17 protein-coding genes are annotated in these 20,007 nt (G+C 63.1%); 8 read left to right on the forward strand and 9 right to left on the reverse strand.

Translation table 11 applies throughout. The annotated features are described in order from the left end of the window. Positions 1-105: 105 nt before the first annotated feature. On the forward strand, positions 106-1,506 hold the full coding sequence (locus tag AAF563_15975; protein MEM7122779.1) for an MATE family efflux transporter: 1,401 nt from the start codon (positions 106-108) through the stop codon (positions 1,504-1,506). On the opposite strand, the gene cydC is transcribed toward AAF563_15975, so the two are convergent. Beyond that, complete coding sequence (gene cydC, locus AAF563_15980) at positions 1,473-5,066, reverse strand: thiol reductant ABC exporter subunit CydC (GenBank protein ID MEM7122780.1); 3,594 nt, start codon at positions 5,064-5,066, stop codon at positions 1,473-1,475. The two genes, AAF563_15975 and cydC, sit on opposite strands and share 34 nt — an antisense overlap. 142 nt (positions 5,067-5,208) lie before the next feature. On the opposite strand from cydC, the gene AAF563_15985 reads away from it, so the two are divergent. Continuing rightward, positions 5,209-5,964: a glucose 1-dehydrogenase gene (locus tag AAF563_15985; protein MEM7122781.1), complete on the forward strand. Its 756-nt coding sequence runs from the start codon at positions 5,209-5,211 to the stop codon at positions 5,962-5,964. 17 nt (positions 5,965-5,981) lie between these two features. Continuing rightward, complete coding sequence (locus AAF563_15990; GenBank protein ID MEM7122782.1) at positions 5,982-6,422, forward strand: GNAT family N-acetyltransferase; 441 nt, start codon at positions 5,982-5,984, stop codon at positions 6,420-6,422. Between the two features lie 52 nt (positions 6,423-6,474). On the opposite strand, the gene AAF563_15995 is transcribed toward AAF563_15990, so the two are convergent. Beyond that, a complete protein-coding gene (locus AAF563_15995) occupies positions 6,475-7,536 on the reverse strand; it encodes an arginase family protein (protein MEM7122783.1) in 1,062 nt (353 codons plus the stop codon). A gap of 32 nt (positions 7,537-7,568) precedes the next feature. After that, entirely contained in the window at positions 7,569-8,198 is a 630-nt protein-coding gene (locus tag AAF563_16000; GenBank protein MEM7122784.1) for a TetR/AcrR family transcriptional regulator, read from the reverse strand. A 64-nt stretch (positions 8,199-8,262) separates the two neighbouring features. Here AAF563_16000 and AAF563_16005 point away from each other — a divergent pair, with 64 nt between their 5' ends. Both AAF563_16005 and AAF563_16010 read left to right on the forward strand, forming a co-directional pair. Continuing rightward, complete coding sequence (locus AAF563_16005) at positions 8,263-8,886, forward strand: SDR family oxidoreductase (protein ID MEM7122785.1); 624 nt, start codon at positions 8,263-8,265, stop codon at positions 8,884-8,886. Positions 8,887-8,929: 43 nt separating this feature from the next. Continuing rightward, a complete protein-coding gene (locus AAF563_16010) occupies positions 8,930-9,430 on the forward strand; it encodes an anthrone oxygenase family protein (GenBank protein ID MEM7122786.1) in 501 nt (166 codons plus the stop codon). 75 nt (positions 9,431-9,505) lie between these two features. Here the strand turns inward: AAF563_16010 and AAF563_16015 are convergent, their stop codons facing one another. The 3 genes from AAF563_16015 to AAF563_16025 all read right to left on the reverse strand — a co-directional run bounded on the left by AAF563_16015 (position 9,506) and on the right by AAF563_16025 (position 12,576). Continuing rightward, positions 9,506-10,288, reverse strand: a complete 783-nt coding sequence (locus AAF563_16015; protein ID MEM7122787.1) for a class II aldolase/adducin family protein — start codon at positions 10,286-10,288, stop codon at positions 9,506-9,508. 95 nt (positions 10,289-10,383) lie between these two features. Next, on the reverse strand, positions 10,384-11,526 hold the full coding sequence (locus tag AAF563_16020) for a mandelate racemase/muconate lactonizing enzyme family protein (GenBank protein ID MEM7122788.1): 1,143 nt from the start codon (positions 11,524-11,526) through the stop codon (positions 10,384-10,386). A gap of 6 nt (positions 11,527-11,532) precedes the next feature. Further along, on the reverse strand, positions 11,533-12,576 hold the full coding sequence (locus tag AAF563_16025; protein MEM7122789.1) for an Ldh family oxidoreductase: 1,044 nt from the start codon (positions 12,574-12,576) through the stop codon (positions 11,533-11,535). A gap of 261 nt (positions 12,577-12,837) precedes the next feature. On the opposite strand from AAF563_16025, the gene AAF563_16030 reads away from it, so the two are divergent. The 3 genes from AAF563_16030 (at position 12,838) to AAF563_16040 (ending at position 16,385) form a co-directional block, all read left to right on the forward strand. Continuing rightward, positions 12,838-14,034: a TauD/TfdA family dioxygenase gene (locus AAF563_16030; GenBank protein MEM7122790.1), complete on the forward strand. Its 1,197-nt coding sequence runs from the start codon at positions 12,838-12,840 to the stop codon at positions 14,032-14,034. Positions 14,035-14,119: 85 nt separating this feature from the next. Next, positions 14,120-15,523, forward strand: coding sequence for an MFS transporter (locus tag AAF563_16035; protein MEM7122791.1), 1,404 nt, complete (start codon positions 14,120-14,122; stop codon positions 15,521-15,523). 40 nt (positions 15,524-15,563) lie between these two features. After that, positions 15,564-16,385: an arylamine N-acetyltransferase gene (locus tag AAF563_16040; protein ID MEM7122792.1), complete on the forward strand. Its 822-nt coding sequence runs from the start codon at positions 15,564-15,566 to the stop codon at positions 16,383-16,385. A 130-nt stretch (positions 16,386-16,515) separates the two neighbouring features. On the opposite strand, the gene AAF563_16045 is transcribed toward AAF563_16040, so the two are convergent. The 3 genes from AAF563_16045 to AAF563_16055 all read right to left on the reverse strand — a co-directional run. Continuing rightward, entirely contained in the window at positions 16,516-17,289 is a 774-nt protein-coding gene (locus AAF563_16045; protein MEM7122793.1) for a hypothetical protein, read from the reverse strand. A 124-nt stretch (positions 17,290-17,413) separates the two neighbouring features. After that, positions 17,414-18,526 (reverse strand): 3-isopropylmalate dehydrogenase, encoded by a 1,113-nt coding sequence (leuB, locus tag AAF563_16050; GenBank protein MEM7122794.1) that lies wholly within the window; start codon positions 18,524-18,526, stop codon positions 17,414-17,416. Positions 18,527-18,546: 20 nt separating this feature from the next. After that, positions 18,547-20,007, reverse strand: a 1,461-nt coding sequence (locus AAF563_16055) for a hydantoinase B/oxoprolinase family protein (GenBank protein ID MEM7122795.1), incomplete at its 5' end; no start/stop codon positions are given.

Here is a 20,007-nt window from a genome sequence, read left to right on the forward strand (position 1 = left end):
GATGACGGGTCTCGTCCGTCACTGACCGGCCGACGCCTTAAGGGCGTCACTTTGGCTGGACTTGGGCCGCTTCGATAGGCCCCGAACGACGGAACGGAACCCCACGTGACACATTCAACGACTTTGGCCGGCATGCCGGCTCGATACTGGCGCAGCGAAGCCGTTGCGCTCATCGCGCTCGCCGCGCCGCTGTCGCTTGCCTTCCTGGCGCAGATGGCGATCACCGTGACCGATGTGGTCATGATGGGCTGGCTCGGCCCCGACGATCTGGCGGCGGGCTCGCTCGCCAGTAACTACAACGCCCTGTTCTTCTTCTTCGGCACTGGCCTGGGCACGGCGGTCGCGCCGATGATCGCCCACGCGCTGGGCGCCAGGCGGCTCAGCGAGGTGCGGCCGATCACCCAATGCGGCATCATCCTGGTGCTGGCGCTGTCGCTGCCGTTCGGCGTCGGCATATGGTGGGGTGCCGACGTGTTGGTCCTGATCGGCCAGGACCCGGAGAACGCGCGGCGCGCCGAAGGTTACCTGCGCACCGTCATCTGGGCGCTGCCGACCGCGATGATCTTCGTCGTGCTGCGCAACTTCGTCGCTGCCCACAGCCGGCCACGCAGCGCGCTGGTCGTCGTCGTGCTGGCGATTGGCGTCAACGCCGTCGCCAACTATGCGCTGATGTTCGGCAACTGGGGTGCGCCCCGCCTGGAACTGGCCGGCGCCGGTCTCGCAACATCGATCGCGGACGCGTTCATGGCGTTCGCCCTGCTCGGCTACATTCTGACCGACCGCCGCTTTCGCCGCTATCACCTGTGGGCACGGATCACGACGATCGACCCCACGATCATGCGCGAGATGCTGCGCATCGGCGTGCCTATCGGTTTCACGATCCTGGCGGAGATGGGTCTTTTCATGGTCACGACCTTCATGGCCGGCCTGATCGACACGATGACGCTGGCCGCACATGCGATCGCCATGCAGACGGCTGGCGTCGCCTTCATGATCCCGTTCGGACTGGCGCAGGCGGCAAGCGTCCGGATCGGCCTCGCCGCCGGCAGCGGTCGCCATGACGATGTCAGACGCGCAGGATGGGTGGCGCTTTACCTGGGTTTCGCGACTTCGCTGACCGCCGCCATCCTTATCTGGTTCGGCGCGCCATTGATCGTCGACGGTTTTCTCGACCTGGAGGACGCGGCGACCGCCCCGCTGGTACCAATCGCGCTATCGTTCCTGGCCGTCATCGCTTTCATGCAGATCTTCGACACGACCCAGGCCGTCGCCGCCGGCGTGCTGCGCGGCTTGAAGGACACGCGCGTTCCGATGGTCTACGCGGTGATCGGTTACTGGGGCATCGGCCTAGCGGCGTCGATCCTGCTCGGCTTTGGCGCTGGCTGGGGCGGTGTCGGCATTTGGATAGGCACCGGCATTGGGCTTGCCGTCGTCTCGCTTCTGTTGATCGCGCGCTTCCGGCGCATGGATCTTCAGCGCGCCGCCGCGGCGGCGCCGGCCATTTGACGGGACACCAGGCGGGCATAGAGACCAGACTTGCCGACCAGGTCGTCATGCTGGCCCTGCTCGACAATGCGGCCGTCTTGCATGACGACGATCTGATCGGCATGGCGCACGGTCGACAAGCGATGGGCAATGACGACGGTGGTGCGGTCCTGCATGAGTTCGTCGAGGGCATGGCGCACCGCGCGTTCGTTGGCGGCATCGAGATGGCTGGTCGCCTCATCGAGCACCAGGACGGGCGAGTCCTTCAGGAACGCGCGCGCGATCGCGACACGCTGACGTTGGCCGCCGGAAAGGCGCATGCCGCGCTCGCCGACCGGCGTGTCGAGACCGCGCGGCAGACCGCCGATGACTTCGTCGAGCGACGCACGCGCGACCGCCGCCTCAAGTTCCTCGCCGCTCGCCTCAGGGCGCGCGATCAGGATGTTCTCGCGCAGAGTCTGATTGAACAGGTAAGTGTCCTGGGCGACCAGGGCGACGCGCTGGCGCAGGTCATCAAGCTGGTAGTCCTTGAGGTCGTGGCCGTCCATGGCGACGGCGCCCTGCTGCGGATCCCAGAAACGCACCAAGAGGTGCGCCAGCGTGGTCTTGCCCGCACCGGATGGTCCGACCAGCGCCACCGTCGTGCCGGCGGCCATCTGAAGCGAGACATCGTCGAGCGCCGGTTCGCGCCGGCCGTCATAGGTGTAGGTCGCGCGGTCCAGGGTCAGCGCCGCGCCGCCGCTGTCGGCTCGCGCCGGTACGCCCGGACCATCGGTGACCGCCACGGCTTCGTGTTCAACCGCGAAGATCCGGCGCGTCGCACCCAGGGTATCGGCAAGCTGGCGACCGATATGGGCGATCTCGGAGACCGGCAGGAAGGCCGCCATGGCAAGCAGGGTAAGGAGCGGCAGGAGACTGGCGTCGAGATTGCCGCCACGCACCAAAACCGCGCCGGTCACGATGATGGCAAGGCCGCCAAGGCCGGTCGCGACCTCCAGCAGCGCCGCCTGCACGGTGAGGTCGCGGTAGAACGACAGGCGCAGGTTCTGCACCCGGTGGATCAGACCGACGAAGATGTCGCCACGCCGCCTTGCCTGTTGGAAGGCGATGATCTCAGCCAGGCCCTGGATTGAATCGACGGCGAAAGCGTTGAGTTCGCCGAGCGACTCGCGCGCTCGCGAGCCCAGCTTGTCGAGACGCTTGCGCATCAGGAACGGGCTCAAGACGACAATCGCGAGGAACGGCACCAGCGAGAGCGCGAGCTCCCAGCCGAACGCGATCAACGTGACCAGCACCGCCGTCGGCACCAGGACTGCGACGAAGGCTGGCGCCACCGTGTGCGCATAGAAGTACTCGACCGTCTCGACATCCTGCGTCGCCATGGCGGCGAGATCGCCGGTGCGCCGCCTCAGAAGATAGGCGGGCGCGAGTTTCTCCAGCTTGTCGAACAGGCGGATGCGCATTTCCGCCAGCAGCTTGAACGCCATATCATGGGCGAACCACGACTCCAGCCAATGCAGAATGCCCGCCAACGGCGCGGCGATGGCGAGCCAGACCAGCAGATCGTCGAATGGCTGTTCAGCCCGCACACGAGCGACGATCAGTGCCGACAGTACGCCGACACCGATAAAGGCAAGCACCCGGGTGACACCGAAGATAAAGGTGAAGGCGAGCTTCAGCCGCTCGACCGTAACGAAGCGCAACAGCTCCCGCGCCGCGCCGGCCCAACCCAGGCCCTGGGCGCGCAGGATGGCGTCGGTCGGCTCGACTTGGGCCATGTGGGTGTCCAGATCGCGCGTGTCGGCGGCTGACAATGCGGCGACCTCCGGCTCCGGCGGACGATCGAAGGTGTCGTCGCCGCGCTCGGCGGCCTGCTCGCCCATCAGCCGGACATAGGCGCCACCGCGCGCCATCAGGTCGTCGTGGCGGCCCTCCTCGACAATCCGGCCCTCGTCCAGCACCAGGATACGGTCGGCATCGATGATGCTGGACAGGCGATGGGCGAAGATCAGGGTGGTGCGACCCTGCATCAAACGATCCAGCGCCTGCTGGATGACCGCCTCGTTCTCCGCGTCGACGGCCGAGAGCGCTTCGTCGAGAACCAGAATCGGCGCGTCGCGCAACAGAGCACGCGCAATGGCGATGCGCTGGCGCTGACCGCCGGAAAGCTTGATGCCGCGTTCGCCGACCACGGTCTCGTAACCCTGTGGCAGGCGTTCGATGAAACCGTGGGCGTTCGCGGCGCGCGCGGCCGCGACCAGCTCGTCGTGGGTCGCGTCCGGCTTGCCGAAACGCAAGTTGTCCTCGACCGTGCCGTGGAACAGATAGGTGTCCTGATTGACCACCGCGAACTGCGAACGCAGATCGTTGAAGGAAAGATCACGGATGTCCGTGCCGCCGATGGTGATGCGGCCGGACTGTGGATCGTAGAAGCGCAACAGCAGACGCACGATCGACGATTTACCGGCACCGCTGGGGCCGACAATGCCGACGCGCTCGCCCGGCGCGACCGTAAAGTCGAGATCCGCGTGCGCCGCCGCGTCGTTGCCGGGATAGGTGAAGGTGACGTGGTCAAATGCGACCACCGGCTCAAGATTGTCCGCCGATGCGTGGCCGGTGTCCTTGACCACGGGATCGGCCTCCAGCACGCGGAAGATCGACTGGGCTGCCGCCTGTCCCAGCATGCCGGTATGCAGCTGGGCCCTGAGGTCGCGCAAGGGGCGGAACAGCTCGACACCCATCATCAGGATGATCAGCAGCGCCTCCAGGCTCATCGAGCCATCGACCACGCGGTAGGCGCCAAGACCAAGGGCCAACGCCGCGGCGATGGCGATGCCGGCATCGGTGATACCGCGACCAAGCGCATTGGTCGCGTTGACCCAAAGCGTGCCACGCGCCAAGACGTGTGCGCGCTCGGCCAACCTGCGCCCGCGCGCTCCGGCCTGGCCGAAAGCCTTGAGAGTCGCAAGACCCTGAACCGAGTCGAGGAACTCCGCGCCAAAGTCGCTATAGGCCTTGGCGCGCCGCAGACTGGCCTTGTAGTCCAGCTGGTGGAAAATTGTCGGCGCGATCAGTGTGACAAGCGCACCGGCGACCAGCACGGCGGCAACCGGCAGGTCAAGGTAGGCGACAAAACAGAAAATGATGATCGGCGTCAGCAGCGCGATCAGAACCTGAGGCAGGAACTCGCCAAAATAGGTCTGAAGCTGTTCGACACCGTCAACGACGGAGAGGATGACGTCGCCGGTGCGCTCCAGGCCGAACCACGCCGGTCCAAGCGAAATGGCCTTGTCGTAGAGCGCCTTTCTGATACGCGCCTGGGCCAATGCGGCGGTCTTGTGCGCGACCATGGTGCGCACGTATTCGAGCACGCCGCGCAGCACCATGACGACCGCGACCAAGACGATCGGCAAAATGAGCTCATCAAGGCCGGCACCCTGGAAAACCAGGGCGATCAACCATCCAAGCAACGCCAGGCGTCCGACGCCCACCGCCGCGGCAAGCAGACCGACCACCACGGAAAGCCCGATGCGCCAGCGCATTCCCGAGGTGAAGGCCCACAATCTTTTGTCGAAGTACATGCCGGGAGACTAACCCCATAGTCGCCGCGTTTCGCCATACAATCCTGCATATCGGGTCAACGCTGGTGAACGGGCCACGAGGGTCCTGACGTGACCCCTCATCTCGGTCACAATGCGCCAAGAACTGAACGAGGGAGGACTTATGGGACGGTTGGACGGCAAGGTCGCCTTGATCACGGGCGGGGCGTCGGGCATCGGCAAGAGTACGGCCGAACGCTTTTCCGAGGAAGGCGCGACCGTCGCGCTCAGCGACCTTGATCTTGCCGGCGCCGAGCGCGTTGCCAACGGTCTTGCCGCAGAGAGTATGGCACTTACCCATGACGTCACCGACGAAGACGCCTGGATCAGTGTCACCAGGGCCGTGACCGATCGATTCGGCCGATTGGACATTCTGCTCAACAGCGCCGGCATCGGCGACTCGACAACCGTTGAGGAGACAACCTACGAGGACTGGAAGCGAGTCATGGCGATCAATGCCGACGGCACCTTCCTGGGCTGCAAGCATGGCGTCATCGCCATGAAACCCAAAGGCGGTTCGATCATCAACATGTCGTCGGTGTCAGGGCTTATCGGCGGGCACAACATGTGCGCCTACAACGCCAGCAAGGGCGCCGTTCGTCTGCTTACGAAATCGGTCGCGCTTCATTGCGCCAACGAGGGCTACGGCATTCGCTGTAACTCCGTGCATCCGGCCTTCATCATGACGCCCATGGTCGAAGGGCTGGTCAGCCGGCACAAGTCTCCAGATGTTGTGATGGGCAAGCTGGCACGGCAGATTCCGGTTGGTCGCATTGGCGAGGCCCACGAGGTCGCCGACATGATCGTCTATCTGGCTAGCGACGAATCCCGGTTCGTCACCGGTGCGGAGTTTGTTATCGATGGTGGTCTGACGGCCTAGTGCGCCGTAGCTAACCCATGGACATCAGAACCGCCACGACCGACGACCTACCGGCGTTGCTCGCCCTCTATCGTAAGCTCCATCCAACCGATAGCGCCGTTTCACTCGAGGATGCCGCCGACATCCTCGATCGCTACCGCTGTTACGCCGGCAGCGACATCTTCCTTGGTATCGTCGAGGGAACGTTTGTCGCGAGCTGCGCGCTGGTTATCATCCCCAACCTGACACGCGGCGGCTTGCCCTATGGTCTTATCGAAAACGTCGTGACCGATCCCGATCACCGCAAGCGCGGCTATGGCAAAGCGATGTTGCAGGCGGCCACGGCCGCCGCCTGGCGTCACGGCTGCTACAAGGTCATGCTGCTGACAGGCTCGACCAATCCGGCGACGATCCGTTTCTATGGCGATGCCGGTTTCGAACAGACCAAGACCGGTTTTCAGATACGCCGGCCCGCGTAGGCCGCAAACCTAGACTGGCGCGCAACGCACCCAGCGCCGATTTCGACACTGGTCAGACATTGCGTCGCACGGACATCGCCTTACCGGCCAGCAGGTACATGATGATATAGACGATGACGCGGTACATCACCGGCGAGCCCGGCGGAATGCAGATGAAAGAGAATCCGTCAACGCCGCGCAGACCGAGTTCATGCGCAATGCGGATGCACTCGTAGTCGGTCAGGCCGATGGGTTCGGCGAGTTCGCCGAGGATGTCGCCGGGCGCCGGGCCGGCGCCGCCCAGAACGTCCATGTCGAAGTGACCGTATACCGCCTGGGTGCCGTTGTAGGCGTGATCCAATCCCTTGCAGACCGCCTCGACACCTTGCTGGCGCACATCCCAGCCGGAATAGAAGGCGGCGCCGCGATCAATCAGCTCCTCGACCACGTCGGAGGCTTCCAGCATGCCACGCGGACCGATCTCGACCAGATTACGAGCATGGATATTGTCGTGGAACTCCAGCGTCTTGTAGAGCCAGCAGAAGCCGCCGGCGATACGCGGGTCCTTGGTCTGTGGACACAAACGGAAGATATCCCAGTGGGTATCCAGGCTGACGACACCGACATTGCCGGTCGTGTGTTCGGCCACACATTTGGCGATAGCGTAGGAACCGCAGGGCGAGTTTTGGCCGATGACAACCGGCAGAGCGCCGACATCCAGCGCGTCGTTCACCTTGCTCTCGACGGCGGCCTGGGCCTTGAGGATAAGTTCGGGGTCGAGCTTGCCGACATTGGCCTCAGGCGGAATATCGGCGTCGCCGTAGTCGACGACATTCAGATGATCGAACACGTTAAGGCGAAAGTCCTGCACGTAGCCCGACTGATAGCGAATTGATTGCTGGCGCACCCGCTGCGGCGCGGCGAGCCAGTGCTCCTTGCCAATGCCGGCCCACTCATCCGACGAACTCGAAACATAGGGGCTGCCGATAACAACGACATCGGCGCCTTCAAGATCATCCTTCGTCGTAGCGATCGGCCGCGCCATGAAGCTCGGTGTCTCGTCGTCGAACATCGGGAAGTTCAGATGCGCGGCCCACATGCCCTCGCGGGTCTCTTTCCAGTCAGGATAGTCCATGCGCCGCCTCCCCGTTCTCGGTAGCGGCCATCCTAACCGCGGATCAGCGATGGGGTCTCGCCCCAATCGCCGCCGTCATTGGCGACGAAGATCTGTCGCGCGAGAGTTTTGAGCGTGCTGACATAGCGCCCCTGCGTCCATCCGCAGGTGATCGTCAATTGCTCCCAGTTGCGCACGGACAGCATGGTCCAAAGGATATCGGTTGCGCCGTCCGGATCGTGTTCTGGCGACAACATCCGATCGCGTTCGAGTGCCTTGATCGCGGCCTCGCAGCCTTCCCGCATGTCCCCCATACGTTTGTCCCAGGCTGCGGCGGCAGCCTCGTCGGTATCGCGCATGGCAAGCAGCGCCCGTGCGACGCCGTAGACCTCGGGAATGTAGGCGGACCAAGCCTCGATGAAGGCGTCCAGCCGTTCGGCGCCCGTTTCGGCGGTGCGACTCGGCGCCAGGCGCGCATCCATGTCCTTCATGTCGTCGACATAGTGCGTCACGGCGATCAGCAACTCGGCCCTGGTCGCGAAGTGGAGATAGAGCGCCTGACGGCTGATGCCCGCCTGTTTCGCGATATCACCGACCCGAACGCCCTTGCCGCCGCTCGACTCCAGGAGTTCCAAAGCGGCCTGAAGGATTTTTGTGCGTGTGTCCGTTTGCTCTCTTGACATGGTGTCAAGTAGCACCTACTTGTCATCGTGTCAATTGACACAGTGTCAAGCAGGAGGAAGTCCTATGAAACTCATCATTTTTGGCGCAACTGGTACGGTTGGACGGCATCTGGTGGAACAGGCGCTTGACCAGGGCCACGATGTGACGGCGTTCGCGCGCCACCCCGAAGCGCTCACACATGATCACCCGCATCTGACCCGTCTGGCGGGCGACGTTCTAGATCCCGACGACGTCAGGGCGGGGGTGCGCGGTCATGACGCCGCGTTGATCGCGCTTGGCGCCGGACGCAAGGGGACGGTGCGCGCGGCGGGAACGCGGAACATTGTCGACGCGATGCGTGAAGAAGGTCCGCGGCGACTCGTCTGCGAGACGACGCTTGGCGTCGGCGACAGCCGTCCGCTGCTCACCTTCTTCTGGAAACGCATCATGTTCGGCCTGCTGCTGCGGCCGGCCTATGCCGACCACGTCGCGCAGGAAGCCGTGATCCAAGAAAGCGACCTCGACTGGGTCATCGTGCGCCCCGGCGCATTCATCGATGGGCCGATGACCGGCACGTACAAGCACGGTTTTCCGGCAACAGAGAAAAATCTGAAGCTGAAGATCGCGCGCGCCGACGTCGCCGATTTCATGCTGCGGCAGCTCACCGACAACACCTATCTGCATCGCACGCCGGCGCTGTCCTACTGACACGGCGGTTCGGCGGTGCATCACCCTAACCTGGAGAAAGCTCATGTTTTCGGATTGGTTTCTCATCGTCTGCGCGGTCTCGGCAATCGCGTGCGGGCTTGTGTCAGGCGTCTTTCTGACGTTTTCCGACTTCGTCATGCGATCCCTCAACGGGGCACACACGCCCGCCGGGGTCGAGGTGATGCAGATCATCAACCGGGAAGTCTATCGATCGGTTTTCATGGTTCTGCTGATCGGCATGGCGGTGTTGTCACCGTTGCTGATCGTCCTCGCCTATATCGGCGCGAACGGACCGGCCCTGACCTGGATGACTTTGGGCGGCGCGATCTATCTGATCGGCGTGTTCATGGTGACGATCGTCTTCAATGTCCCAATGAACAAGCGGCTCGACAAAGAACTCTACGCGGCGGCAGAGGCAGCGCGATACTGGACGTCAACCTATTGGCCGCGCTGGACATCTTGGAACCACGTGCGCACGGCAGGCGCCGCGTTGGCCGCGGCCTGCTATCTAATCGCCTGTGTCTACCTGGTTCAGCCGGTCTGAAGTACCGGCGGTGCTAGAACGGATTCACCTGTTTTGACGCATACGCGAAGCGATTCCATCAAAACAGGATCTGCTCTAGCTCCGGTAACCCGTGCCGCGCTCGCGTTCGAGCTGGGCGATCAATGACGGCCACTCCATGCCAACACGGGCGTGACCGTTCGGCGCGAAGATCTTGAGCCCCTGCTCGATCGTCTTCTGCCGCACGGCCTCACTGGGATAGTGCAATGGCGCGCCGCCGGCCATACCGTCGATCTGATAACGGCAGGCGGCCTCGATGCGGTGCATCCAGACAAAGGCGCTGCCGACACTCTCGCCGCAAGTGAGCAGGCCATGGTTCCGCAAGATCAGGATCATCTTGTCACCCAGGCTGGCGACAAGGCGCGTCTGTTCGTCGGCATCCAGCACCACGCCTTCATAGTCGTGATAGGCCGTCCAACCCGTGATGATGAGCGCTTTCTGCGACAACGGCAGCAGGCCGTCTTCCTGCATCGCCACCGCGTTGCCGGCGCGCGTGTGGGTGTGCAGCACACAGCTCACATCGGGCCGCGCACGGTGAATGCAGCTGTGGATCAAGAAACCGGCCGGGTTGATCGGATAGTCGCTGTCGCCGACGACACGGCCTTCATGATCGACCTTGACCAGCGACGACGCGGTGATCTGGTCGAACAACAGGCCATAGGGATTGATCAGAAAATGCTCGGTGCCGGGGATGCGTGCCGAGATATGTGTGCCCGACAGGTCCGACCAACCATAGAAATCGACAAGCTGATAACATGCGGCTAGATCGCAGCGCGCGCCCCATTCGGCCTCTGACATTCCGTGACGGGCTTGATCGAGACGTTCAATCAGCTCACTCATAGGCTGCCTCCTTCGACTACCAAACGATGACGCCAACCGAAGGCCCCGCCAAGAAAAAACGGCACAAGACGTGAGCGCGAGGGCGTGATGCGACGCTACAGCACGATCTCGCGTGCCGGTGTGAAGTGATCGAGATCCCGAGGCTGGTAGACGTACTGATCGAACACATCCTTGTTCAGCTCGACGCCGAGCCCCGGCTTGGTCGGCAGGGCAAAGGCGCCGTCCTTCATGATCAGCGGTTCGATCAGCACGTCCTCGCGCTCCGGCACGGCGATGTACTCAAGGATCCGGAAGTTGGGCATGCACGCAGCCGCGTGAATCGAGGCAGCGGTGCACACCGGTCCATTGCAGTTATGCGGCACCACCGGGCAGTAATATGTCTCAGCCATCATCGCGATCTTGCGTAACTCGTTCATCCCACCGGTATAGATCGCGTCCGGTTGAATGTAGTCGCACGCGTACTTTTCCAACACTTCGCGAAACTGATGGCGCGCGACATAGCGCTCGCCGGTTGCGATCGGCGTGGTCGTCGTGCGTTTGAGCTCGACAAAGGCGTCGAGGTTTTCCGGTGGCAGCGGTTCCTCGAAGAAATAGAGATCGTGCTCTTCGAAGCGCTTTGCCAGACGTCGCGCCTGGGGCAAGTCGAACCGGCCGTGCGCGTCGACCATCAGCCAGACATCCGGGCCCACGGCTTCGCGAACCTGGCGAACACACTCGACGGTGATGTGTTCCTGTTCCGGCGTCATGGAATGGGCGGCGTAGCCGAATGGACTCCACTTCAAGGCGCGAAACCCGTTCTCCACCGCGCGCGCCGCGCTTTCGGCGTACTCGCCGACGCTGGTCTTGCCCATTCTGGTCTTCATGAACCAGTAGTTGCCATAGGCCGGCACCGTGTCGCGTACTGGCCCGCCGAAAAGCTCGTAGCAGGGCACGCCGAGAGCCTTGCCCTTGATGTCCCAGCACGCGATCTCGATAGCACTGAGCGCGACATTGACCAACAGGTCCGAGCGGAGGAACTGGCCGCGATACCGGTTCTCCCACAAGTACTCGATCGCACGGGGATCCTTGCCGATGACCGTTCGTTTGTAGTCTTCGACGAGCGTGACCATTGTGCGCTCAAAGGGCTCGATGGTCGCCTCACCGACGCCGGTGATGCCCTCATCCGTTTCAACCTCGATAAAGACCCAGTTCCGTCGGTGAGCCTCAACCAGATAGGTTTTGATGTCGGTGATCTTCATCCGTGCCTACCCCTGTATCAGTTCCTCGGAAAGCGCGAGGACCTGTCGCCAGGTTTCCTCCGGAACGGCGATAACGCCATTGCTCCGGCGCCGCTGTTCGCGCTCCCGTTCGCCGGGTATCTCCACCCTATCGAAGCCCGGCGCCGGCGGGCAGGTCCGCAGGTCGGCAAGGACTTCCTCCGCGGCGGCCTGAAGCGCGTCCGGCTGCCTGAACTTGCGTGTGTCGATGGCGAGCAGGAACCAGTTACACTCCGGCGAGGACGGACCCAACATGGCCTCGCCGATCAGCTCGGCCATCAACGACAGCGCATAACCCTTGTGCCCGCCCATGGGCAGGATCGCGCCGCCATTGAAGTAGTCTTCCGGATCGCGCGTCGGGTTACCGTCGCGGTCGATGACGCAGTCCTCGGGCAGCAAGGCGCCGGCGGATCGCGCCGCATAGATCCAGCCACCGGCGATCCTTCCGGTCGCAAAGTCCATCACGACCGGCCCCTGATCACCGCCCGGAATGCCGATGCACCAGGGATTGGTCGGCAGCATGCCGCGCGCGCCGCCGTGGGGCGCGACCATGCCGTGGACCCGGTGGTTGCCACCGCCCGTGCAAATGGTGAGGAAACCCTTGGTGGCGGCGTCGTCTGCAAAGGCGCCATGACGCCCCGTGTGGCCGGTGTTGAGCACCGACACCGCAGCCATGCCACTCTCCTCGGCCAGCGCGGTGGCCGTCTCGTAAGCAAGGCCCATGGCCGGAATGCCGCTCCCCATGCCGCCGTCCACCACCGTCACGCCGGTCTGCGTCGTGCGCACCTCAGGCCGGACGTTGATCTTCATGGTGCCATCCCGCATGCGCTCGGCGTATTGCATGACCCGCATAACACCATGGCTTTCCATGCCGCAGAGGTTGGCATCCACCAGGTGCTCCGCAATGGCTTGGCTGGTGTCAGGCGAACAGCCCAGGCGGTCGAAGATATCGACGATGACGGCTGTTGCCTCCCGGGCGTCCACATCCACACGCCCACCGCGCAGCTCCAGTTTGGTGGGGATGTCGTTCATTCAGCGTGCTCCCGGAGTTGGCTGGGCGACGTCGACCAAGATCGCTTGGCGGCCCAGTTACACAGTTAGCTCACGATCGGGTTTTTACGGCAAGGGGATAAGCGCTTTGGACCGCTAGACCGACCGGTGCCGGGTCCGCGACCTATCTAGTAACGGCTGCGCCGAGCCAAGCCATCCCGATCAACCCGGACTTTCGGGGCATTTACACGGCAACTCAAACGCTTCACTCTTCCCATTCCCGAAGGCGGAGGAAGTTCGGTCATGGGTAAGATTGACAGTCACCCCCGTACAACGATTGCCAACGCCTGTGTAGCCGACGACCGGTTGGTCGTTGCCTGGGCCGATGGGCACGAGAGCCGGTTTCACGGCATTTGGCTGCGCCATAACTGCACATGTCCAATCTGCGGCACCTCGGAGACAGCGATGCGGGCACTGCGCATCGACGCGATTCCCGATGACATCATGCCCCAGACGGTTGAGATCGACGACGGCGGCGGCCTTCACATCGTCTGGCCAGGCGACGGACATATCAGCCGCTATGACGCCCCATGGCTGCGCGACAACTGCTATTCCGAGACCGAACGGTCGCGGCGGCGCTGGCGGCCGACCTATTGGGGCTCAGAGATCGCGACAGATCGGCCGCAGGTCGACTTCAAGACCGCGCGGGACGACGACGTCGCGCGTCTCGCATTCCTTGAGAATCTCCGCGACTATGGCTTTGCCTTGGTCAACGACGTGCCGGCCGATCCGGAAGCGACCGCAGACATCGCGGCGCTGGCCGGCCCGCTCCGGGTGACAAACTACGGCAGCGTCTATGACTTCCGCTACACGCCGACTCCGCTGGTCTATGGTGATTCAGAAGTCGGCCTTAATCCGCACACCGACGAACCCTATCGCCAGGCGCCGCCATCGATCACACTGTTCCATTTCGTGAAGGCAGCCGCGCGCGGTGGTGAATCGATCCTGGTCGACACCTTCCGCGTCGGTCAGGCGCTGCGTGACCAGGACCCCGAGGCGTTCGATCTGCTGGCGCATCAGCGCGTGACATTCCATCGCCGTCTCGAAAAACAGGATCGAGACTTCCGCATGCAGGCGCCGGTGTACAGCCTGGACGACCAGGGCGAGATCGCCGGTTTCCGCTTGCTCGACCGCGCGGTCGGCCCGCTCCACATCGACGACGCGTTGATGGTGCCCTACTACCGCGCGCTCAAGAAACTTCTGGTCATGCTGTTCGATGAAGCCAACCAGCTACGCATTCCCGTCGCGACCGGCCAGGCGCTCTTCTTCAACAATCAGCGCGTCCAGCATGGCCGCACCGCGTTTGACGTCGGCAGCGACCGTTACATGCGCACCTGTCACGTCGAGCTCGACGAATTCTATTCGTCACTGCGCACCCTCAGCGCCCGCTTAGGCACCGACGGCGTCAACATGGTTCTGCCGGCCGGCGCCCTGGTTTGATGCCGACTGCGCCATTGACATAAAGAAAGAAAAAACTTTATAAATAGCCTGCGGGATCCGGGCCAACTTGGCCGGGGGAGGATCGATGGCGCAGGCGGCGCAAGCTTCCATAGGCTGGATCGAGATTTTTCGCGGCGGTCGCGGACCCCGCGTTATCGCGTTCTGTCTGGCGGTCTGGTTGCACGCCGCCGACAGCCTGATGGTCGCAACGACCCTGCCCACCACCGTCGCTGAGATCGGCGGTGCGGCCTTCGTCGGCTGGGCCTATACCCTCTACTTGTTGGGCTCGATCATGGTCGGCACAGCGACCGGCCTGATGGCCATCCGCTTCGGCTTGAAGAACTCGTTCCTGGCCGCCGGCGGCTTGTTCGCGGTTGGTTGCGCGATCTCGGCCGTGGCGCCGGACATGGCCGTGCTCTTGGTGGGCCGGTTTGTTCAAGGGGTCGGCGGCGGCTGGCAAGTCGCACTGGTCTATGTGGCGCTGGACCGTTTGTTCCCCAACCATCTGATGCCGAAGCTGATCGCGCTGACATCGGTCGTGTGGAGTGTGTCGGCATTCTGCGGCCCGCTTGTCGGCGGGGTCTTCGCCAACATGGGCGAATGGCGTTTGGCCTATTGGGCCTTTGCCGGCCAGGCGATCCTGTTCGTCATTCTGGTGCTGTTCACCATACCCCGCGCCGAGACGACGAACGCGGAGGCCGACTCCAAGGTGCCGGGCCTGCGGCTGCTGTTGGTCGCCGCAGGCGTCCTGCTGATTGCCATCGCCGGCGCCCATCCCGATCCGGTCTCGGGGCCGCTTCTGGTCGCGGGTGCGGCCGTGCTGCTTGGCGGCTTCCTAGTCATCGACGGGCGGCGGCGTTCGAACGGCATGCTGCCGCCCCATCCTTTTTCGATCAGGACACCCTATGGCGCGGGTCTTCTGATGGTCTTGCTGCTGGGCTGCGGCACCATGTCGCTGATTGCCTACGGCACGTTCTTTCTCGAACGGATCTACGGAATCTCACCGCTTGCCGCCGGTTTTATCATCGCGATTGAATCGATCGCCTGGGGTGTTGCCGCTATCGTCTTCGCGAACGCGAGTTTGAAGGCGGAAGGTTGGCTGATTCGTGGCGGCGCGATCGTCGTCGCGACCGGCATCGCCGGGCTCGCCGTCGCCATGCCGTCGGGATCGCTGATCGCGTTGCTGCCGTTCGTCGCCTTTCAGGGCATGGGCTTTGGCATGATGTGGGGATTCATCATCCGTCGCGTTGTCGCCGCCGCGGCCGAAGGCGAGCGCGAACGAACATCGGCCGCCTTGGCCACGGTGCAGCACTTCGCGTTTGCCGTTGGCGCGGCGACCGCCGGCATTGTCGCCAACGCAACGGGCTTCGCAGAAGACGCCAGCCTGGAGACGATTCGCTCCGTCGCATTTTGGGTTTTCGCGGCATTCCTGCCGCTCGCGTTCGGCGGCATATGGGCCGCCTGGCGCCTGTGCCGTGACGGTACCTAGGTCATGGACTCAGATATGAGGCACGGAAAGGTCAGTATGCATGGATGACCAGCAGTTCGACACAAACGCCTATCTGAAACGCATCGGCTACGCTGGGACAATCGAACCCACATTCGACGTTCTTAAAGCCATTCACCGTGCACAGCATTTCGCCATCCCATTCGAGAACTTTGACATTGCGTTGGGAAAAGCAATTGACCTCCGCGCCGAGAACCTGTTCCACAAACTCGTTCACAACAGGCGGGGTGGTTACTGCTTCGAACTGAACGGCTTGCTATTGAGGGCTCTTCAAGTCTTTGGGTTCGACGCGCGTGCCTTGCTAGGCCGGGTTCATTTGACAGGCGTCCCTTCGGGTCGCGGTCATCAGATTTCCCTTGTCACCATAGAAGGGCGCCAATGGATCGTTGACGTGGGGTTCGGCAGCGGTACGCCACGCGCTCCAGTTCCGTTTGTCTTTGACCAGGAGGTTTCGGCCCACGGGCAAACCGTCCGTCTTATCGAATCGGAGTCCTTTGGAACAATGCTCCAAATGAAGAACGGTGAAGATTGGGATGATCTCTACAGTTTCGACCTGGAGCACGTTTGTGCTGGCGACATTGCTTACGGCAATCACTATACGTCGACATCGCCTAACTCGTTCTTCGCCAGGGATCGCGTCGCGGCAATTCCGGTGAAAGGTGGTGGCATCACGCTTCTCAACGACAGGCTGACAAAAAGTGTCGATGGAAAGCTGACGACAACGCAACTGGAAACAGGTCACCCCTATATCGATGCGTTGAAAACCCACTTTGGGATCGAGTTGGACGCTTGCTACGACGACCTAAAGCCAATCGGAGACGATCCTCACGCCTCGAACCCCTGACGTCACGGATCGCCAAGTCGCGCTCCATAGCCAAATCTTCTGTGACGTTGCCCGGGTCTCAGACATCGCGTCGACTCTGCCCTGTGCCCTTACCGGTGTTGGGGGCGTGGCAGCTGAGCAGGAATACCAGCTAGAACTTGATATCGACGGCCGCGAACGGCCCCTTGAACTCGGCATCCAGAAGAAGCGGGTTCTCGTCAAAGTCGACCCTTAGGTAGCGGTAACCAACGGCGACGGCGATATAGTCGTTGAACGCGTAACCGCCACGGCCAATCACCTCCCACTGAAATTCCGAGCCGACGCCGAAGCCGCCGATATCGGTGACACCGTCGACAAAAAAACCGTCGCCAATCTCCGCCGAGCCGCGCAGACCGATGATGGGATCGTTCCACGTCTTGTCGACGGAGCGCGTCTGCAGGCGTCGGAACTTCACGGTCGTGTCGATCCACCAGGACCGTACACCGGCGAATGCATGGACCGTGCTGGCGCCGGTATCGACAAGCTGGTAGCCGGCCGACAGAGACGTCATGATGCCTTCGACCTCGACATCGACGCCAAAGAAACCGCCGGCAGCGCTCGCCGACTGATCGAGATCGATATAGTTGAATTCGCCGAACAGGGCATAAGGCCCCTTGCTCACCTCGCCCTCGATCATGAAGGCGCCGTCCAGGTCTTCGAACAGCGTGCTGCTGGCGTCCACGCCGTTGAGCTCCTGAACCGTAAAGTCGCCGTCTATGTTGAGGTACCAGGCATAGGGCGAGACCCGGAACGCCCAGTCGTCCTCGGCCGCCGCCGTTGCCGACACGACGAACACCAAGCCGATGGCGAGGGCCAGTTGCCGCAATCCGCGCGACGCGGCGCGGCAACAACGCTCCAAACGTGATGGTTGGGTCAATCTCTTCACACTGCTTCCCCCGTACCCCGAGAACGTGCAGGTCCGGCCTGCGACCACGCGACTGTAACACAGAATAGGCGCTCAATCGCCGCGGATCCCGGTCTTGTTACCGCCGTACGACGCGTCCGAGCGGTCAACTGGCGAGGCGATCCAGCTCGCATAAGACCGCGTCACCCATGGCGCCGGTACCGATTGTCGTTTCACCCTCGACGGCAAGATCGACCGTGCGCGCGCCGCCATCGAGGGCCGCTTCGACTGCTCGCTCAATGAGATCCGCGTCAGCAGCTCGATCAAAACTCCAGCGCATCATCATGGCAGCCGAGAGGATCGCTGCCAGCGGGTTGGCAATGCCCTTGCCGGCGATATCGGGTGCCGTGCCGTGGACGGGCTCGTAGAGCGCCGGGCGCGAATGGTCATCGCGCATCGGCCCCAGCGAAGCCGAAGGCAGCATGCCCAGACCACCAGGGATCGCGCCGGTGATGTCGGACAGCAGATCGCCAAACATGTTGTCGGTGACAAGAACGTCGAACTGCCTGGGGTTGTCGACCAGCTGCAACGCACAGTTGTCAGCCAGCATGTGGACCAGAGTCATGTCAGCGTAGTCCTCAGCGTGAACACGGCTGACGACACGCCGCCACAGGACCCCTGACTCCATGACATTCGACTTTTCGACGGAATGCACAATGCCGCGGCGGTCCCGCGCCAGCCCGAAGGCGGCATGCGCCATGCGCTCGATCTCGGCGGTCGTGTAGACTTGGGTGTCGAGGCCCCGTTCGTTGTTGTTGGATAACGTCTCGATGCCTCGGGGCTGGCCGAAGTAGAGACCGCTGGTCAGCTCGCGCAGGACGATGAGGTCGACGCCGTCCAGGATCTCTGGCTTCAACGGCGACTTCTTCTTGAGCGCATCGTAGGGCCGCGCCGGACGCAGGTTGGCGTAGAGATCGAGCTCTTTTCTGAGCCGGCTCAGGCCATCCTTCTCTTCAGGCGCTCCCTCCAGCTCCAACGAATCCCATTTTGGCCCGCCGACCGCACCGCACAGGACTGCGTCGGCATGGCGTGCCTTCACGACCGTCTCGTCTTCGACCATGACGCCGTGGACGTCGTAACAGGCGCCGCCCAACAGCCGCTCTTCGATTGTCAGATCCAGGCCACGATGGTTCTGGAACCAGTCGACGACACGCATCGCCTGCTCGGTCACCTCAACGCCGATGCCGTCGCCCGGCAGCACCAGAAGCGTCCGCGTCATGTCTTCACCTCTCGGAAGGTCTATTCCGCCGCCAGCGCGTGACCGCTTTCGAAGGCGTCACGGTGTTCGCCGGCCAGGGCCAGCACGTCTTCGGGACTGACGGCCTCGCCACGGTCAAGCCTGGCGGATATCTCGTCAAGCAAACGGGCATGCATGAACTGCATGAGTTGGACCGGAAGATCGGCGACCGCGACGGTCAGCGCGTCCTCCAGTGCGCTCGGCCATCGCGCCAAATGGTCGCGCCGGGCCACGTCGAAACCGTGCAAGGGCGGCTCGGTCCAGCCGCGCGCTTTCCGCATCGACTCGCGTGCGGCGTCGGTCGCTGCAGGGTCGGACGCACCGTCTTCGCCGATCACAACGCCATAAGCGTCACGCGCCGTGGCGGCCGTCACGAAACCGTTGGCGACATCGTCGGCGACAGCGTCGGTCGGCCTCTCCAGGGGATCGCCGTAACCGCCGCCGCCTTGCGTGCCGATCTTCAGACGGTCGCCGGGATCCATGTTGAGCACATCGATCTTGCCGATGTCCTGTTGGTCACCGCCGCGCGGCTTGAAGAGTGTGTAGCCGGTCGCGCCGGCCTCCCCGCCTTTGAGGCCCGGCGGCCCGAAGAGGTAACGTTCCATGCAGCGCGACGTGATGCTGGTGTAGGGGCTCGACGTCTCGAACTCGATCTCGATGCCGGTGCCGCCTCGGTAACGGCCGGCGCCTCCTGAGTCGTCACGAAGACCGTAGTGGTGGATCAGGATCTCCGGCATCTCGTTCTCGAAGATCTCGGTCGGGATGTTCTTCAGAAAGTTCAGGATCACCATGGTGCCGTCGACACCGTCATCCATCGGTCGCCCGCCCGACCCACCGACGATCGGCTGGATGACGGAGACCTTGTCGCCGCCGGTTTGGAAGTCCGGCACCGAGACGAGCAGGATCGACCCCTGGCCGGAGTCCGTCGCCGGCAATTCGTCCGGCACGGCTTGCGCCAGCGCGCCGACGGTGACGTCGCAGACCTTGTGCGATGTCGCGTAGCGCGCGCCATAGGCCGCGCCCGGTTCCGGGTTTAAGATCGTGCCACGCGGAATCTGCACCTTCATCGGCCGCACCAGACCGGCGTTATAGGCGATGTTCGGTTCCTGGGTGCAGACCCAGTTGACCAGGCCGGTGATCAGCATCCAGTGGCCGTCATGGCTGTAGGTCGGGATGTTGAGGGCCGCGCGCACCTGCGGCGCGGTGCCGGTGAAGTCGAGCAGCATCTCGCCGCCGTCTATCGTCATCGCGACCTTGATGCGCACCAAGCCAAGCCCGACCATGTCGGCCTCGATGTAGTCGGCATAGTGATAGGTGCCGTCGGGCACATGCTCGATAACCCGCCGCGCCTGCGTCTCCGCATAGTCGAGCACCTGGTCGATGGTGCGGTCGATGGTGTCGTAGCCGTACTGGCGCGCGAGGTCACGAACACGGTTCTCCGCCGTCGCCAGGCCGGCCAGACA

The organism is Pseudomonadota bacterium, from assembly GCA_039028155.1.
Lineage (GTDB): Bacteria > Pseudomonadota > Alphaproteobacteria > SP197 > SP197 > JANQGO01.

What these genes read in the sequence shown, in the direction of transcription:
- cydC (MEM7122780.1), bottom strand. Translation starts at nt 5,066, where the DNA reads ATGTACTTCGACAAAAGATTGTGGGCCTTCACCTCGGGAATGCGCTGG.
- AAF563_15985 (MEM7122781.1), top strand. Translation starts at nt 5,209, where the DNA reads ATGGGACGGTTGGACGGCAAGGTCGCCTTGATCACGGGCGGGGCGTCG.
- AAF563_15990 (MEM7122782.1), top strand. Translation starts at nt 5,982, where the DNA reads ATGGACATCAGAACCGCCACGACCGACGACCTACCGGCGTTGCTCGCC.
- AAF563_15995 (MEM7122783.1), bottom strand. Translation starts at nt 7,536, where the DNA reads ATGGACTATCCTGACTGGAAAGAGACCCGCGAGGGCATGTGGGCCGCG.
- AAF563_16000 (MEM7122784.1), bottom strand. Translation starts at nt 8,198, where the DNA reads ATGTCAAGAGAGCAAACGGACACACGCACAAAAATCCTTCAGGCCGCT.
- AAF563_16005 (MEM7122785.1), top strand. Translation starts at nt 8,263, where the DNA reads ATGAAACTCATCATTTTTGGCGCAACTGGTACGGTTGGACGGCATCTG.
- AAF563_16010 (MEM7122786.1), top strand. Translation starts at nt 8,930, where the DNA reads ATGTTTTCGGATTGGTTTCTCATCGTCTGCGCGGTCTCGGCAATCGCG.
- AAF563_16015 (MEM7122787.1), bottom strand. Translation starts at nt 10,288, where the DNA reads ATGAGTGAGCTGATTGAACGTCTCGATCAAGCCCGTCACGGAATGTCA.
- AAF563_16020 (MEM7122788.1), bottom strand. Translation starts at nt 11,526, where the DNA reads ATGAAGATCACCGACATCAAAACCTATCTGGTTGAGGCTCACCGACGG.
- AAF563_16025 (MEM7122789.1), bottom strand. Translation starts at nt 12,576, where the DNA reads ATGAACGACATCCCCACCAAACTGGAGCTGCGCGGTGGGCGTGTGGAT.
- AAF563_16030 (MEM7122790.1), top strand. Translation starts at nt 12,838, where the DNA reads ATGGGTAAGATTGACAGTCACCCCCGTACAACGATTGCCAACGCCTGT.
- AAF563_16035 (MEM7122791.1), top strand. Translation starts at nt 14,120, where the DNA reads ATGGCGCAGGCGGCGCAAGCTTCCATAGGCTGGATCGAGATTTTTCGC.
- AAF563_16040 (MEM7122792.1), top strand. Translation starts at nt 15,564, where the DNA reads ATGGATGACCAGCAGTTCGACACAAACGCCTATCTGAAACGCATCGGC.
- leuB (MEM7122794.1), bottom strand. Translation starts at nt 18,526, where the DNA reads ATGACGCGGACGCTTCTGGTGCTGCCGGGCGACGGCATCGGCGTTGAG.